Genomic DNA, 14,019 nt, shown 5'->3' with positions numbered 1-14,019 from the left:
GAGTAAGAACTAGCCATTCGCTCGTAGCGACTCTTCCATTTTAAAGGTAAATATTTAACTATTTTATCAGACACTAAATAATAAAATTATCCAATTATTGAAATTTGATATAGAGGACGAAAATCAAGCAATTAGAGTTATTGGAAATATCCTCCTGAAACTTTAAAGGAGGGATTACGTCTAATATAATGAATACTTATTAAGAATTTAATGGAGGTGTGTCATTTTATGAAGAAATCTATATCACTATTCCTAATAACAGTAATAGCCTTTACCCTATTAAGTGCTTGTGCGGATGGAAACAATATGGAAGTAGAACCAGGCAAAGAAAGTTCTAATGTTGATGTTACAGTAGAAGAAGACAAGCTTATATTAGAGAGTTTAGATAATCCGCTTATGAGTTATTATAGTGGTAGTCTCTATGATGATTATATTACATTGGACATTACAGAGTTTTTTTGGCAATATGCACAAGAGAGAGGTGCAACAGTAGAGGCAGTTCATACATTTTTACACGTCAAGCTTACACAGAATTTAAAGGTAGTAAGTACAAACGGAAACGAAATGACTGTTAATGAGATTAGTGAAGGAGATAAAGTTTTCTTAGATTTTAACTTCTCAGAGAGACAAAGTGAATTTAAAGGTAATGAGGCTATGATTGAAACTGATTTACTGATAGTTGAAAACGACACTCACTAATCTTATCTAATAATTTGATGGGGAATTCTAAGATCATACATCCGATGTGCTTCTTCAATAACATACATACAGCCATTTCCTAACTGGATATGGCTGATTTTTTGCCAGTAGGTGTATTATTTGAATCCTTGGACGATAGCGGCAATGCATTTAACCTGGCTGAATTTGCACTTTTACAAGAAGAGATCCCCCAGCTTTATGTCTTCAATTGTCCACCAGGGGTTGATAGTGAGTGCCCTGCATAATCACTGGCTGTTTATGAACCCTCAAATAATGTATATTCATATCCAATCGATAGAGCCCCCATCAAGTTTTGCAAAAAAGTTGGATATTTATGTTGAAATAGCTAAGGGTTGTGAAGGAGTCTACTTAAACTATAGGACAGTTTAGCGATAAAAAAGATGCAACGTAGTCTATCAACTTCGTCTAATATCAATAAAGGGGGAGTTTTATGTTTGTTAGGTATTTACCTCTTGGCTTCTGGCAATGGTGTTTCAAACAGACTCGATAGAACAATTGAAGTCCTGGTCTTAAGAAAACCGTTAATTTTATAAATTAATCCTCTTTGTTATTAAACGAAACCAATGCTTTTCTTCAATAAAGTCTTTAAAACAATCTTCAACAATTGGGTGCGATGCTTGAACAAAAAGTATCGCTTTCCTTGTTCGACTAACGGGCAGAATACTTGAGGAATGATGTAAAAACTATTGATATCGTTATTTTTAAAAGGGGTGAGTTAATTGAAGAGAATAACGTATTTAATAATTGCAGTTATAGTATTAATTATCGCTTCTTATGTCCTCTATGATAATGTTATAAGTCCGTCTTTTAGAAGGACAGTAATTCAAATTGACGATACCACTGTTTTAGTTGTTACAGACACCAAGATTCAAATTGAAGGTGAACCCACTGAGGAATTAATTCGAACTTATATGAATGATTCGATTTGGTTTTATACATCAGAGAATCAATTAGAAGATATTAAAATTGGAGATAGAGTAAAAGTGAAAGCTGGAAATGTTGTTGAAACATCCCTTCCACCTCGAATGGATGCTATAGAAATAAATAAATTACGATAGTTTTAACTTGTCTTCTTCAACTAAAGGGCGCGATTGTTGCAGAAAACTTAGATTTTTAAACGACTATATTATTACATCTACGAAGTGTTATTCAGCAATTGCACCTAAAGTTAAACAACCTTATTTTTACACCGTCCATATTTTTGGACGGTGTAATGCGTATTTGAAGCTTCAAAATTAAACATCTTTATTATCACGTAATACGATACACTTCACCCTATCTTAAGGGTGAAAGTAAGCTTTTTAATAATTTTGTGAAACCTCTTATTACTATTGTATTAGGGAGGTTTTTTGTTTTAGATGAAAGGTTAGGAATTAGTTCTATTAATTATTTCGATACATCAGGCAACTAATCAAATCGCAAAGGTAGGGGGGAGCTATGCGAAGGATAGTAGAATTAAATGACATCTTAACAGTTAAAGATATTGAAAAATTTTTGGATATTGGTAGAGGAAAAGCTTACGATTTAGTTCATTCAAAGCAATTTCATGTAGTTAGAGTTGGGAGTAGAATATTAATCCCTAAGAGATCCTTTCTTAGCTGGTTAAAAGGACCATATTAATGAAAGCGCATAAAAAGGTTTGGGGGCCATTAAATTAACCAATTTTTGTTTAAAGCACGGATCTTTTTACGATACTGAGAGTGGTGCAAACTTGGTGCCCATCCATTTATAAGGAGGAATATGAAGTAATGGTTGGACACGTTAGACAAGATAAAAACAGTAAAAAGTGGTTATATAGTATTGAGGCAGGATTCAATCAAAATGGAAAAAGAAAACGTATCGTTAAAAAAGGGTTTAGAACTAAAAAAGAAGCAAAGACAGCTATGGCATTAGCCACCAACGAGCTTAAAAAAGAAGAAATCAATCAAATAACCAACAATGATATCACACTAGGAGCATATCTAGATTATTGGCTTAAAGCCTATGTTCAATCAAGTACTTCACCGAATACTTTTAGGGGCTATGAAGGAATCATTAGAGTTCATCTACTGACAGGAATAGGAACCATAAAATTACGTGACTTAACTGTGCAGGATGTGCAAAATTATTACATGGAAAAATTAAAGATAGATTCAAGCGAAAATTATGCGGGATTATCTGCACAAACAGTTAAGTATCATCATCGCTTGTTATGTAAAGCACTAAATGATGCCGTGGATTGGGAATTTATAAACCATAACGTTGCCCTAAAAGCAAAAGCTCCTAAACCAGTCAAATTTTAAATTACAACCTTTACGCCGGAACAGTTAATTCGACTTTTTGAAAGTGCTAAGTCAAGTGAGATTTACTATCCTATCATTTTTTCAGCTGCACAAACAGGTGCTCGCGTAGGTGAACTTAGAGCGTTGAAGTGGGATGATGTAGATTTGGAAAATCGAAAAATTTATATTCGATCAACAGCGTGTGTTGTGAAAGGTGAAGGGGTCATAATTAAAAATAGTACCAAAAACGGCAAAGAAAGATCGATTATTATGGGGAAGAGTTTATCGGAGTTTCTAAAAAAACATTGGAATAAACATAAAAAGACGAAAAAGGCGTTAGGAGAATCTTTTAATCCTCAAAATTTGGTTTTTACCAACTCTAAAGGACACTTTTTTGATGCGCGTGACTTATGTAGGGCGTATAAAAAAGCACTAAAAACAGCAGGATTACCGAATAGTCGACTTCATGATTTACGCCATACACATGCAACTATACTACTTCAAAATAATGTACACCCTAAAGTTGCCAGTGAACGCTTAGGACATAGCAAAGTCTCCATAACCTTAGATTTATATAGTCATGTCCTACCCACCCTTCAAGATGGTGCGGTTACCGTTTTCGATGCTGCCTTAGATCAGTAAAAAAAAATGGCACCTTTTCGGCACCTATTTATGTTTTAGGTTCGGTTCTTCCTTTTGTTGTTAAAATAAGGAGAAAGCTCAAACCCTTGATATGTAAGGTTTGGCGGGACTGTCTAGGAATCGAACCTAGCGGAGACGGCACGCGCCTCCCAAGCGGTTTTGAAGACCGTGGCGAACACCAGTGTCGCAGCCAGCCCCGTGTTATAAAATTTAAGCAACAGAATTCATTATACAATCATGCTTTCATTTGTGCAAATCGTTTACTTGATGGAGCAAGCCCCTCGTGAGTGCTTGTTCTTTTTATTTTCCTTCATTACACGCATATAGTATGATTAAAGAATGGAAATAAGCAGTAATGTAGAAGGGATTTTGAATTGATGAATCATTATACGGTTGGAATGGCTGGTCATATTGATCATGGTAAAACAACATTAACAAAAGCACTGACAAATATTGATACAGATCGTTTAAAGGAAGAGCAGGAACGACAGATTTCAATTGAATTGGGGTATGCTCCATTGAAATTGAACGATGAAATGGAAGTTTCGTTGATTGATGTTCCTGGACATGAACGGTTTATTCGTCAAATGATTGCTGGAGTCGCAGGGATCGACCTTGTGATGCTCGTTGTTGCAGCAGATGAAGGTGTTATGCCGCAAACACGTGAACATATTGATATTTTACGATTACTTGGGATTGAACAAGGAATCATTGTTGTGACAAAAATGGATCGTGTTGATGAAGAAATGCATGAATTGGTTGAGCTTGATATTCGTGAAACAGTCGAAGGAACATTTTTAGAAGATGCAAAAGTGTTCTTTGTCGATAGTAAGAGCGGAGTGGGGATTGATCAGTTGAAAACAGAACTCGCGCATGAGCTTGCAGGGTTATCTAGTCGTGATGCAAGTGGAGCTTTCAGGTTGCCAATCGATCAGGTATTTACGGTTCATGGGCAAGGGACAGTTGTTCGTGGCACGGTATATGAGGGTGTGGTAAAAGAAGGAGACGTACTTGAAATTCTCCCACAAAAAAAATCGGTACGTGCAAGGCAGCTGCAAGTTCATCACGAACCACGTCAAAACGGGAGAGCTGGTCAGAGGGTTGCAGTTAATTTAGGCGGTATTGGAAAAGATGAAATAAAACGTGGTGATGTGCTAGCTGCAAGTGGTCATTATGAAGCAACAGATACGATTGATGTTTCGTTACATACAGTTGCCGAGCTTCGCTATAGTATAAAACAACGGAGCGCGATTAAGCTTCATATTGGAACAGCAGAAGTGTACGGAAAGATTGTCTTCTTTGATCGAAATGAACTAACTGAAGGAAATGAAGAAATGGTGTGTCAGCTTCGATTAGATGAACCGATCGTGACACGAAGAGGGGATCGTTTTATTCTTCGTCGTCCTACACCAATGGAGACGATCGGTGGAGGAACTGTCATTGACGCTCATGGGCAAAAATACCGTTTTGGAGAAGAGACGGTACGAACATTAGAGCAGAAGAAAGCAGCAACACCAGAAGAACAATTCCAACAACTAATACTTGAGAAAAAACTCCTGACTATTAAAGAAGCAAGTAATAGTGTTCATTTATCTGAAGAACAGCTTGCTAAATGGATGGATGAGCAAGCGCAATTCATCATTCTACCAACTGGTGAGATTACAAGTGAAAAAGTGATTCAGTCTTTACGTGAATCTATTGAGGCGGAATTGGCTCACTATCACCTAGAATATCCATTACGTCAAGGAATAAAAAAGGCTGAGCTCGTTCAAAGTTATCTTCAAACATATCCAAAAAAAATACTAGAATGGATGATTGAAGAAGGGGGCGATAAGCAATGGCTTACGCTTGAAGGTCCATATGTTGCACTAGGCTCCCACAGTCCTCATCCTCCTGAAAAATGGGCGAAACGAGTAGAGCATGTGATGAAAGCGATTCAAGAGGAAGACTTGCAAGTTTCACCAGTATTCGAGCATATTCAGAAACAGCAAATACCGCAAGATCTTTTTGAGGAATTAATTCACTACTTTCATCAGCAGGAAATTCTCTTTCAGATCGATGATAAGCTTTCGATTCATGCAGAGCCTTTCAAACAAGCTATTAGAGAAATGAAAGAAAAGACAAATGAATCGTTTTCTTTACAAGAGGCTAAGGAAGTGACAGGTTTATCTCGGAAATATTTGGTTCCATTTCTTGAGAAGATAGACAAGTTGGGGTTGACGATAAGACAAGAACAAGAACGTAGGTGGACAGACGATTATGAACAAGAATGGCTTTATAAAAGATAAAAAAATCCTCTTTTTCACGCCCTATTATCAACAAAATCGAGGTAATTCAACGACGGCAAAAAGGATAGTAAATGGGCTGAAATGCCAAGGGATGAATGTAGTCGTCTTCGCTTATGAAGAGGATACGTGGAACGCGAAATGGGACAACCATTTTCAAGAGGCAGCTCTTTATCATGTTCTTCATTTAAAACGATTTGCACAATGGTTTAAACGTCTTCCGCACTTAATGTTAGAGAAACCATACATTCTCACTTCAGGCGGCACTGATATTAATGAAGATTTAAAGAATCCTGATGCGGTAACGCTCATGAAATCAGTAGCGGATGAGTCTTGTGCGATTACAGTTTTCAGTGAAAACGGACAATCAAAAATGATTGACGCTTATCCAGAACTGACAGATCGTGTATATGTTATTCCGCAAAGTGTGTGGCTTCCAGAAAGCAAAGAGCCTGCCCCTATCAATCCAGTTAAAGGTTATCCTAAACTTTTGCTTCCTGCGGGGTTGCGACCAGTTAAAGATGTATTTTTCTTATTGGAAGAGTTAGTGAAAATGAGAGAAACTTGGCCAGAGTTAACCTTTTCGATCCTTGGGGCTGCCCTTGATGATGATGTTTTGCAAGAAGTGAAAAGGTTACAAGCTAAATATGACTGGTTTTACTACTTAGAGGAAGTGGCTCTTGATCAGATGTTTGATGTATATGACCAATTTGATGTTGTCTTAAATACATCGATTTCAGAGGGACAGCCTACGTCTTTGCTTGAAGCGATGTATGTGGGTAAACCAATTATGGCGAGGAAAATCCCTGGAAATGAAAGCATCATTAAGCATCGAAAAACGGGTCTATTGTTTGAAACGGCTACAGAGTTTCCTCTATTGTTAACTGATCTTTTACAAAAAGAAAACTTGAACGAACAACTTTGTCAAAATGCAAAGCAGCATGTCTCCCTTCATCATTCAGTAGAGCAGGAAATAAAGCAATTCCTTCATGTGTATCATCATTGTTTAGCAAAAAAGGAAGAAAATATCTATTAGTTGTTCAAGTGATATTACTTTACAAACTGAGTAACCGGTGATAGATTTTTACAAGTCAACAGTATAAAGAAAAGGTGGAGAAAAGAATGAAGAAATGGATGATTTCTCTTGGTCTTGCCCTTGTGTTAACGGCATGCGGTGGATCAGAAACGGAAGAAACAACTGAAACTCCTGCAGAAGGGTCAGAAGAGGCCGTTGAAGAAGGTTCAGATGAAGTATTTGAAATAGCTGTTATCCCGTCACAATCTATCGGTGAAATGGAAACAGGCTTAAACAACTTAGAAGAGCATCTTGCAGATCGTCTAGGTCGTGAAGTGGTAGTAGAACAGTACCCTAACTATAATGCGGTCGTTGAAGCTCTTAACTACAATCACATTGATTTGGCATACTTAGGACCTCTAACGTACTTAATTGCTCATGAACAGAGCGGAGCCAAGGCCATTATTACACAAGAAATTGATGGAAGTCCTTACTATTATTCAAACATTATTACGCATGCAGATGCAGAATGGGAGAATCTAGAGGACATGCTTGAGGACCGGGCTGAAGTTGATTTTGCATTTGCGAGCATTTCATCTACTTCAGGTCATTTAATTCCTGGACTAGAGTTACGTAATCTTGGTTACTACGAGAGTGAAGATAATCATGAATTTAATCAAATTCAATTTGCTGGATCTCACGATGTTGTTGCGACTTTAGTGCAAGATCAAACAGTTGATGCTGGAGCAATTGATAGTGCGATTCTTGAAGCATTAATGACGGAAGACGAAAACAATGGTGGTACGTTACGTGACGATATCAAAGTGATTTGGCAGTCAGAACAACTTTATCAATATCCTTGGGTAGTACCTGCTCAGATGGATGATGAGCTGATTTCTCAAGTTCAAGAAGCATTCTATGAAATTGAGGATGAAGAGATTCTACGTATCTTTGGTGGAGCAACAAAATTTGTTGAAGCGGATGATAGTCAATATGCGGATGTATTAGAAGCAGCTCGTGAATTCGATATGCTTACTTTAGAAGAAGAGTAAGGGATGTTCTATGGTTTGGTTTCGTAAGCGATATATCGTTTATGTCCTGCTGATTATTTTGGCATGCTGGTGGAGCATGTACATGACAGGCTTTGAATGGAGCAAGCTTACACAATTCGGGAATATTTATGAAATGGTGACCACTCGTTTTTTTCCGATTGAGTGGTCACTCTTTCCTAGTATGGCTTATCACAGTCTTGTAACACTTGCGGTGGCGTTTTTAGGGTCGATTATCGCTCTTGTTATTGCCTTGCCATTTAGTTTTTTTGCTGCACAAAATACGAGTGGGTCAATTGCGACGTATTGGGCATCTCGTTCTTTTCTTAGTGGATTACGCTCGATTCCTGAAATTGTGTTCGGATTAATCTTTGTAACGGCGTTTGGGCTTGGACCATTTGCGGCAGTAATCGCAATTGTTTTGCATAATATTGGCGTTCTTGGAAAGCTTATTTCAGAATTAATTGAATCAGCAGATACTGGCCCTCAAGAAGCAATGAGATCAGTTGGAGCAACGAGATGGGTTGGTCATCTTTTCTCGATTTTGCCGCAAATTTGGCCGAATGTATTATCGCAATACTTCTATCGTTTTGAAGTTGCGATTCGAACATCACTCATTTTAGGCTTTATTGGTGGCGGTGGAATTGGACAACAGCTTTTTAACCATTTTCAAAGCTTCCGTTATACAGCTGTTGCTCTTGACATCATTTGTATCATGATTCTTGTCATTCTCGTCGACTTCATTGGTGGACGTATTCGCGCAAGAGTCATTTAAAGTAGGAGGAAGATCTGATGCTTTCAATTTCTGATTTAGTCGTTCGCTATCCGAAGTCGAAGGAGAACGCGATTGATCATGTATCATTGACATTAAATAAGGGCGAATTTGTTTGCGTGCTTGGAAAAAGTGGTGCTGGTAAATCAACGTTTATTCGTTCGATTAACCGCCTCATGCAACCTTCTTCTGGCTTAATCAAATGGGATGGAACGGAACTAACCACATTATCAGAAGCAAAAATGCGACAGGTTCGAACGGAAATGGTGATGATTTTTCAACATTTTAATTTAATTCCGCGGATGACCGTTTTTCAAAACACGCTAACAGGTGCCTTTGGTCATCGTCCTTCTTATAAGAACCTTCTTGGACTTTTCACTGCTGAGGAGAAAAGACGTGGAATCGAGGCGCTTGAGCAGGTAGGGCTTACTGATCATGCCGATAAACGTGTAGAAGCTCTTAGTGGCGGCCAAAAGCAGCGTGTCGGCATTGCGAGAGCTTTGCTTCAGTCTCCAAAGCTTATACTAGGTGATGAACCAGTTGCGAGCTTGGATCCATCAACATCCAGAAAAATTTTTGAGTTGCTTAAAAAGATTCATGAAGAACGTGAATTATTGTCGATTATTAATGTTCATGATGTGAACTTAGCAAAAGAATTTGCAACAAGAATCATTGCTTTTCGTGATGGTCAATTAATTTTTGATGGAAAGCCAGATGAAGTCGATGATAAGATGTTTGCATATATTTATCAGTAATAGATCAGGATATTCCGGATATATTGACCAAAGCCAAGAGATAAGTATACATTTCATTTAAAACAGCGCTTAAAACAGCGTTGTTTTTTTGCGTGACTAGGTGTGAAAAAATAGCAGGAAAAGCTATTTATTGGATATGGTCGTAAATGAAAGGAAAAAGACGAATGAGTAAGATAGTACATAATGATACGCGTTTTCATAAAAGATGTTTTCGTTTTCATTACCTTTTTTCCGTTTTGATTAATAAGCGCCGTGAGCGCATAATGAGAGTACATTCTAAATGGAAGAAGGAATTAACATGAAGAGTTTCTTTTCAAAGGTTTTAACAAACATGACGAAGAATCAGCAAAGACGAGTAGAAGAAATGATCAAGAATCGTTCTTTTTACTGCTAATATGATATATTACCCTCTTACACTACATTGTGTGAGAGGGTATTTTTTTGGTTTGGTTAAAGTGGACATAATAATCTTAGCGACAGAGTAGTCACTAATTTTATTGATTCGTGAGGAAAGCTATGAAAAAAAAGACATCTTTGTGTAAGAAGGTTTATGAAGGCTATTTGGATTGAAATTCGAGACTCGATTTTATTTTCGATTATATGGAGTAGTTTAACTTTTCTTCCCAAGTTGGTCGTTCGCTTATTTAAAAATCTATATTAAAAGCGTAAAATTAAATGAAATGATGACAATGTGGTAAAATTCTTATGGATACGCAAATACATAGAATAAGGTGTGAATCGAATGTTGACGTTAAAATCAGAAAGAGAAATCCATTTAATGCATGAAGCAGGAAAGTTATTAGCTGCTTGTCATAAAGAAATTGCAAAGATGATTGAACCAGGAATGACAACAACAGAAATTGATCAGTTTGTAGAGAGCTTTTTAAAGAAGCATGGTGCTACACCAGAGCAGAAAGGGTACAAAGGTTATCAATTTGCTACATGTGCTTCTATTAATGATGAGATTTGTCATGGCTTTCCACGAAAATCAGAACTTAAAAATGGCGATATCGTTACCATTGATATGGTGGTCAATCTTAATGGCGGTTTGGCAGATTCTGCTTGGACGTACGCGATTGGAGATATTGATGATAAAACAAGTAAATTGATGGAAGTAACGAAAGAATCACTGAATAAAGGAATTGAAGCAGCTATTATTGGCAATAGAGTCGGCGATATTGGGCATGCGATTCAATCTTATGTAGAAGCTGAAGGATTTTCTGTCGTTCGAGATTTTACTGGGCATGGTCTTGGACCGACAATCCATGAAGAACCACAAATTTTACATTATGGTTCAAAAGGAAAAGGTCTCAGATTAAAAGAAGGTATGGTTATTACCATTGAACCAATGATTAACGAGGGAACATGGCATAGTAAAATGGACTCAAATGGATGGACAGCAAGAACGGTTGATGGTAAGTTATCCGCACAATATGAGCACACTTTAGCGATTACAAAAAATGGCCCGTTGATTTTAACAGAACAGTAATTTGAAGAGTGAGGCGTTTCTACTTCAAGGTAGAAACGCCTTTTTCAAATATCGTTATCATGTTCATCTCTATAAAAATAGTATAATTTAAACAAGAACTAGTATATTGATAAGAATAAGAGGTAGAGGTGAAGAGAATGAAAGTTGGTTTAATTCGGCATTTTAGAGTGAAGAGGGGATATCCAAATAAAATCATTACAAGCGAAGAGCTAATGAAATGGGTTGATGAATATGACGCTTCAGATGTATGGGAAAATGAAATAAACTGTCAGATAAAGTGGCAAAAATGTTACTCAAGTGATCTACCACGAGCAAAAACCACTGCTCAAAAGGCATGCAATGGAGAAATTATATATTTAAAGGAATTAAGAGAAATAACTTTTTCACCACTCTTTCATTCTAAAGTGAAACTCCCACTCTTTTTAAATATCTTTTTCATTAGGATTGCGTGGATGTTTAACCATAAATCCCAACCAAAAAGCAAACGCGAAGTGATCAAGCAAATTAATGATACATTAGATAAAATATTGCACGATGATGAAGATGTTCTTATTGTTGGGCACGGTGGGATGATGATGTTTATGAGGAAGGAATTAATGAAAAGAGGATTTACTGGACCTAGATTTAATAGACCAGAGAATGGACAAGTCTATGTTTTTGAAAAGGAGTAGGTTTTGATTTGAGTGAGGTTATGTAACTGATCAACATAAATAAAATAGATCTATAGTCTCATTGGAAATGTGATATCATTTGATTTAGTCGCTCTTAAGCGATGAAAAGTAAATATAGGGGTGTAATTAGGATGAGACAAAAACAAATCCGTGAAAATGTCCAGCATGCAGTTCGTTCGAAATCGAAACTGAATTGGACTATTAATCTTGTTAGTGTTCTTTTAGGCGTAGCACTTATATATACTATTAGTAATAACGAAGTATTGTTTAGGCTTTTTGTCATTCTCTTTTTGGTTGGTTTTGCGTATATTGTAAATAAAAAGCTTAAGGAATTAAAAGAAAATACAGCTCAAGTTCCCAAAATGGATGTGCAAGTTAATAAATCGTATGATGATACAGAGTCAACGAGAATTTTTGAAGTCGATCTGACAGAAAAAGAACAGGAACTGAAGAAGATTGATTTAGACCGAACACAATTGCTTGAGGAGCTCTTTACAAAGGCTCAGTTAGATGAAGCTGTTAAACAGTCTTATCGAGAAAAAATTAAGCAAAAGGATTCAGAGCAGTCAACGATTATGCAAGAAGTATTAAATATAAAAGGAAGGCTACAGTCTGCTGTCCTTGAAACGAAAAAATATTTTGTCAAAGTTGATCCGATGAAAGAAGTGGCTGCGGCAATAGAACCTGATAAAATTTTAGAAGGATCGATTACAACGTTAAATGATGAAGTTCAAACAATTATCACTTCTCTATCTGAGGAAACGGTTGAGACATTGCAGAAAAATGATTATATTGATGAGGACTTTAAATTAACGCGATCTGGATACAAGGCGTTGGTGAAAACTGTTTCAAAAGAATCGTAAGCTTTTATAGAAGGAAAAGAGCACTGGCAGTTTTGCTAGTGCTCTTTTCCTGTTTCATTATTTCACAATAATCGGTTTGTTTTGTTTGTCTGTAACAGATCCGATAATAGATGCATGTGCTCCTACACTATGCATTGCTTCTACATAGCGTACTGCCTCTTCTTGGGGTAAGCTAATGAGCAATCCACCAGATGTAATCGCATCACATAAAATACTTTTCTCGACGTCTGTAATATGCTCAGCGTATCGAACAGAATCTTTTAACCAGCGTTCATTTGCTTTAGAACCGCCTGGAATAATGCCTTTTTCAGCAAGCTCGCGAGTTCCATCTAGCATGGGGATAGAAGATAATTCAAGCTCGAATGTCACGTCGCTTCCTTTTGCCATTTCGAAACTATGACCAAGTAAGCCGAAGCCTGTTACGTCTGTTACGGCATTTGGATGCAAGCCTTCAAGCTGCTCAGCTGCTTCCTTATTAAGCTTGGCCATCGTTTCAGTTACTGCCTTTTCTTGTTCAGCAGTGACGGCGGATCTTTTGATACCAGTTGTTAGAATTCCAACACCAATTGGTTTCGTTAAGACTAACGTATCACCAGGCTTTGCCCCGACATTTTTGAAAATACGGTCTGGATGCGCTAGTCCTGTTACGGACAAACCAAACTTTGGTTCTTGGTCATCAATTGAGTGACCACCAACGATAATCGCTCCAGCTTCTTTCGTTTTATCAGCTGCACCTCGAAGAATATCAGCTAGTGTTTCTGGGGGTAGGGTGTTGATCGGGAACCCAACAATATTCATCACTGTTGTTGGTTTTCCACCCATTGCATAAACATCACTTAAAGCATTTGCTGCAGCGATTTGTCCAAACATATAAGCATCGTCGACAACAGGTGTAAAGTAGTCAACGGTTTGAATCATGGCTAAATCATCTGTTAAACGATAAGCACCTGCATCATCGGATGTGTCGAGTCCTACTAGTAAGTTAGGATCGTGATCTTGTTTAGGTAAGTGACGCAAAACTTGCGCCAGGTCTTCTGGACCAATTTTGCATCCTCAACCAGCTTTTGTCGAGAATGAAGTTAAACGAATTTGTTCTCTATTGTCCATTAAAGGACACCTCCTATCTATCGTTCAAGCACGATTCGTGTGCCTTGTGGTTGCACTTTTTTTGCATCCTGTTCCATCTTATCCTACAATAGAGATGAAACTAAAGTAAAGGAGTTTGAATTACATGGAATACAAGGTGACTGTTGAATTTTGTATGATGTGAAACTACGCACCTAAAGCCGTGAGTTTCACGGATGATATATTGGATCATTTTCGTGCAAATATTAAAGAAATCCAATTAATAACTAGTTCTGGCGGTGTATTTGAGGTAACCGTTAATGGTGAGAAGATTTATTCTAAAAAAGAAACAGGTGTATTTCCTGATTCAGAAGAGATAATTGAAAAAATGGTCCAAATGGGCAAGTAACTGAAAAGGCACCCTTCTTCTCA

General features: G+C 37.3%; 14 protein-coding genes, 1 tRNA gene and 2 pseudogenes. 15 read left to right on the top strand and 2 right to left on the bottom strand.

The genetic code is table 11. From position 1 onward, the window contains the following. Window positions 1-228 precede the first annotated feature (228 nt). The 6 genes and pseudogenes from IQ10_RS04955 (at window position 229) to IQ10_RS04930 (ending at window position 3,623) form a co-directional block, all read left to right on the top strand. Window positions 229-699, top strand: coding sequence for a hypothetical protein (locus IQ10_RS04955; RefSeq protein ID WP_144449367.1), 471 nt, complete (start codon window positions 229-231; stop codon window positions 697-699). A gap of 101 nt (window positions 700-800) precedes the next feature. After that, window positions 801-1,089 (top strand): annotated as a pseudogene (locus IQ10_RS04950) (DUF1259 domain-containing protein); the annotation flags it as partial. A 350-nt stretch (window positions 1,090-1,439) separates the two neighbouring features. Then, window positions 1,440-1,778 carry a DUF3221 domain-containing protein gene (locus IQ10_RS04945; protein ID WP_144449366.1) on the top strand — a complete coding sequence of 113 codons (339 nt, stop codon included), beginning with the start codon at window positions 1,440-1,442 and terminating at the stop codon, window positions 1,776-1,778. A 379-nt stretch (window positions 1,779-2,157) separates the two neighbouring features. After that, window positions 2,158-2,340, top strand: coding sequence for a helix-turn-helix domain-containing protein (locus IQ10_RS04940; protein ID WP_144449365.1), 183 nt, complete (start codon window positions 2,158-2,160; stop codon window positions 2,338-2,340). Window positions 2,341-2,468: 128 nt separating this feature from the next. Beyond that, the gene (locus IQ10_RS04935) at window positions 2,469-3,002 is read left to right on the top strand and encodes a site-specific integrase family protein (RefSeq protein WP_144449364.1); all 534 of its coding nucleotides are present in this window, start codon (window positions 2,469-2,471) and stop codon (window positions 3,000-3,002) included. Then, the gene (locus tag IQ10_RS04930) at window positions 3,003-3,623 is read left to right on the top strand and encodes a site-specific integrase (protein WP_144449363.1); all 621 of its coding nucleotides are present in this window, start codon (window positions 3,003-3,005) and stop codon (window positions 3,621-3,623) included. 101 nt (window positions 3,624-3,724) lie between these two features. Here IQ10_RS04930 and IQ10_RS17965 read toward each other — a convergent pair. Next, window positions 3,725-3,821 (bottom strand) — tRNA-Sec (locus IQ10_RS17965). 179 nt (window positions 3,822-4,000) lie between these two features. Here IQ10_RS17965 and selB point away from each other — a divergent pair. The 8 genes from selB (at window position 4,001) to IQ10_RS04890 (ending at window position 12,522) form a co-directional block, all read left to right on the top strand. After that, window positions 4,001-5,911, top strand: coding sequence for a selenocysteine-specific translation elongation factor (gene selB / locus IQ10_RS04925; protein ID WP_144449441.1), 1,911 nt, complete (start codon window positions 4,001-4,003; stop codon window positions 5,909-5,911). After that, window positions 5,883-6,944: a glycosyltransferase gene (locus tag IQ10_RS04920; protein ID WP_144449362.1), complete on the top strand. Its 1,062-nt coding sequence runs from the start codon at window positions 5,883-5,885 to the stop codon at window positions 6,942-6,944. Before selB ends, IQ10_RS04920 begins: the two co-directional genes overlap by 29 nt. An 86-nt stretch (window positions 6,945-7,030) precedes the next feature. Beyond that, complete coding sequence (phnD, locus tag IQ10_RS04915; protein WP_144449361.1) at window positions 7,031-7,975, top strand: phosphate/phosphite/phosphonate ABC transporter substrate-binding protein; 945 nt, start codon at window positions 7,031-7,033, stop codon at window positions 7,973-7,975. Window positions 7,976-7,985: 10 nt separating this feature from the next. Continuing rightward, on the top strand, window positions 7,986-8,747 hold the full coding sequence (gene phnE / locus IQ10_RS04910; protein WP_144449360.1) for a phosphonate ABC transporter, permease protein PhnE: 762 nt from the start codon (window positions 7,986-7,988) through the stop codon (window positions 8,745-8,747). Between the two features lie 17 nt (window positions 8,748-8,764). Next, entirely contained in the window at window positions 8,765-9,499 is a 735-nt protein-coding gene (gene phnC / locus IQ10_RS04905) for a phosphonate ABC transporter ATP-binding protein (RefSeq protein ID WP_144449359.1), read from the top strand. A gap of 742 nt (window positions 9,500-10,241) precedes the next feature. Continuing rightward, window positions 10,242-10,988 carry a type I methionyl aminopeptidase gene (gene map / locus IQ10_RS04900; RefSeq protein WP_144449358.1) on the top strand — a complete coding sequence of 249 codons (747 nt, stop codon included), beginning with the start codon at window positions 10,242-10,244 and terminating at the stop codon, window positions 10,986-10,988. Window positions 10,989-11,125: 137 nt separating this feature from the next. Next, complete coding sequence (locus IQ10_RS04895) at window positions 11,126-11,659, top strand: histidine phosphatase family protein (protein ID WP_144449440.1); 534 nt, start codon at window positions 11,126-11,128, stop codon at window positions 11,657-11,659. Between the two features lie 131 nt (window positions 11,660-11,790). Next, window positions 11,791-12,522 (top strand): hypothetical protein, encoded by a 732-nt coding sequence (locus tag IQ10_RS04890; RefSeq protein WP_144449357.1) that lies wholly within the window; start codon window positions 11,791-11,793, stop codon window positions 12,520-12,522. Window positions 12,523-12,579: 57 nt separating this feature from the next. Here IQ10_RS04890 and selD read toward each other — a convergent pair whose 3' ends face one another. Continuing rightward, window positions 12,580-13,629, bottom strand: a complete 1,050-nt coding sequence (gene selD, locus IQ10_RS04885) for a selenide, water dikinase SelD (protein ID WP_144449356.1) — start codon at window positions 13,627-13,629, stop codon at window positions 12,580-12,582. A gap of 175 nt (window positions 13,630-13,804) precedes the next feature. Here selD and IQ10_RS04880 point away from each other — a divergent pair. Beyond that, window positions 13,805-13,996, top strand: a pseudogene (locus IQ10_RS04880) (Rdx family protein); the annotation flags it as partial. Window positions 13,997-14,019 lie beyond the last annotated feature (23 nt).

Source organism: Halalkalibacter nanhaiisediminis (genome assembly GCF_007830185.1).
GTDB lineage: Bacteria > Bacillota > Bacilli > Bacillales > Bacillaceae_D > Halalkalibacter > Halalkalibacter nanhaiisediminis.
Note: the sequence above shows the minus strand (reverse complement) of the source record. Positions and strands in the feature narration are given on the sequence as shown.

What these genes read in the sequence shown, in the direction of transcription:
- IQ10_RS04955 (WP_144449367.1), top strand. Translation starts at nt 229, where the DNA reads ATGAAGAAATCTATATCACTATTCCTAATAACAGTAATAGCCTTTACC.
- IQ10_RS04940 (WP_144449365.1), top strand. Translation starts at nt 2,158, where the DNA reads ATGCGAAGGATAGTAGAATTAAATGACATCTTAACAGTTAAAGATATT.
- IQ10_RS04935 (WP_144449364.1), top strand. Translation starts at nt 2,469, where the DNA reads ATGGTTGGACACGTTAGACAAGATAAAAACAGTAAAAAGTGGTTATAT.
- selB (WP_144449441.1), top strand. Translation starts at nt 4,001, where the DNA reads ATGAATCATTATACGGTTGGAATGGCTGGTCATATTGATCATGGTAAA.
- IQ10_RS04920 (WP_144449362.1), top strand. Translation starts at nt 5,883, where the DNA reads ATGAACAAGAATGGCTTTATAAAAGATAAAAAAATCCTCTTTTTCACG.
- phnD (WP_144449361.1), top strand. Translation starts at nt 7,031, where the DNA reads ATGAAGAAATGGATGATTTCTCTTGGTCTTGCCCTTGTGTTAACGGCA.
- phnE (WP_144449360.1), top strand. Translation starts at nt 7,986, where the DNA reads ATGGTTTGGTTTCGTAAGCGATATATCGTTTATGTCCTGCTGATTATT.
- phnC (WP_144449359.1), top strand. Translation starts at nt 8,765, where the DNA reads ATGCTTTCAATTTCTGATTTAGTCGTTCGCTATCCGAAGTCGAAGGAG.
- map (WP_144449358.1), top strand. Translation starts at nt 10,242, where the DNA reads ATGTTGACGTTAAAATCAGAAAGAGAAATCCATTTAATGCATGAAGCA.
- IQ10_RS04895 (WP_144449440.1), top strand. Translation starts at nt 11,126, where the DNA reads ATGAAAGTTGGTTTAATTCGGCATTTTAGAGTGAAGAGGGGATATCCA.
- IQ10_RS04890 (WP_144449357.1), top strand. Translation starts at nt 11,791, where the DNA reads ATGAGACAAAAACAAATCCGTGAAAATGTCCAGCATGCAGTTCGTTCG.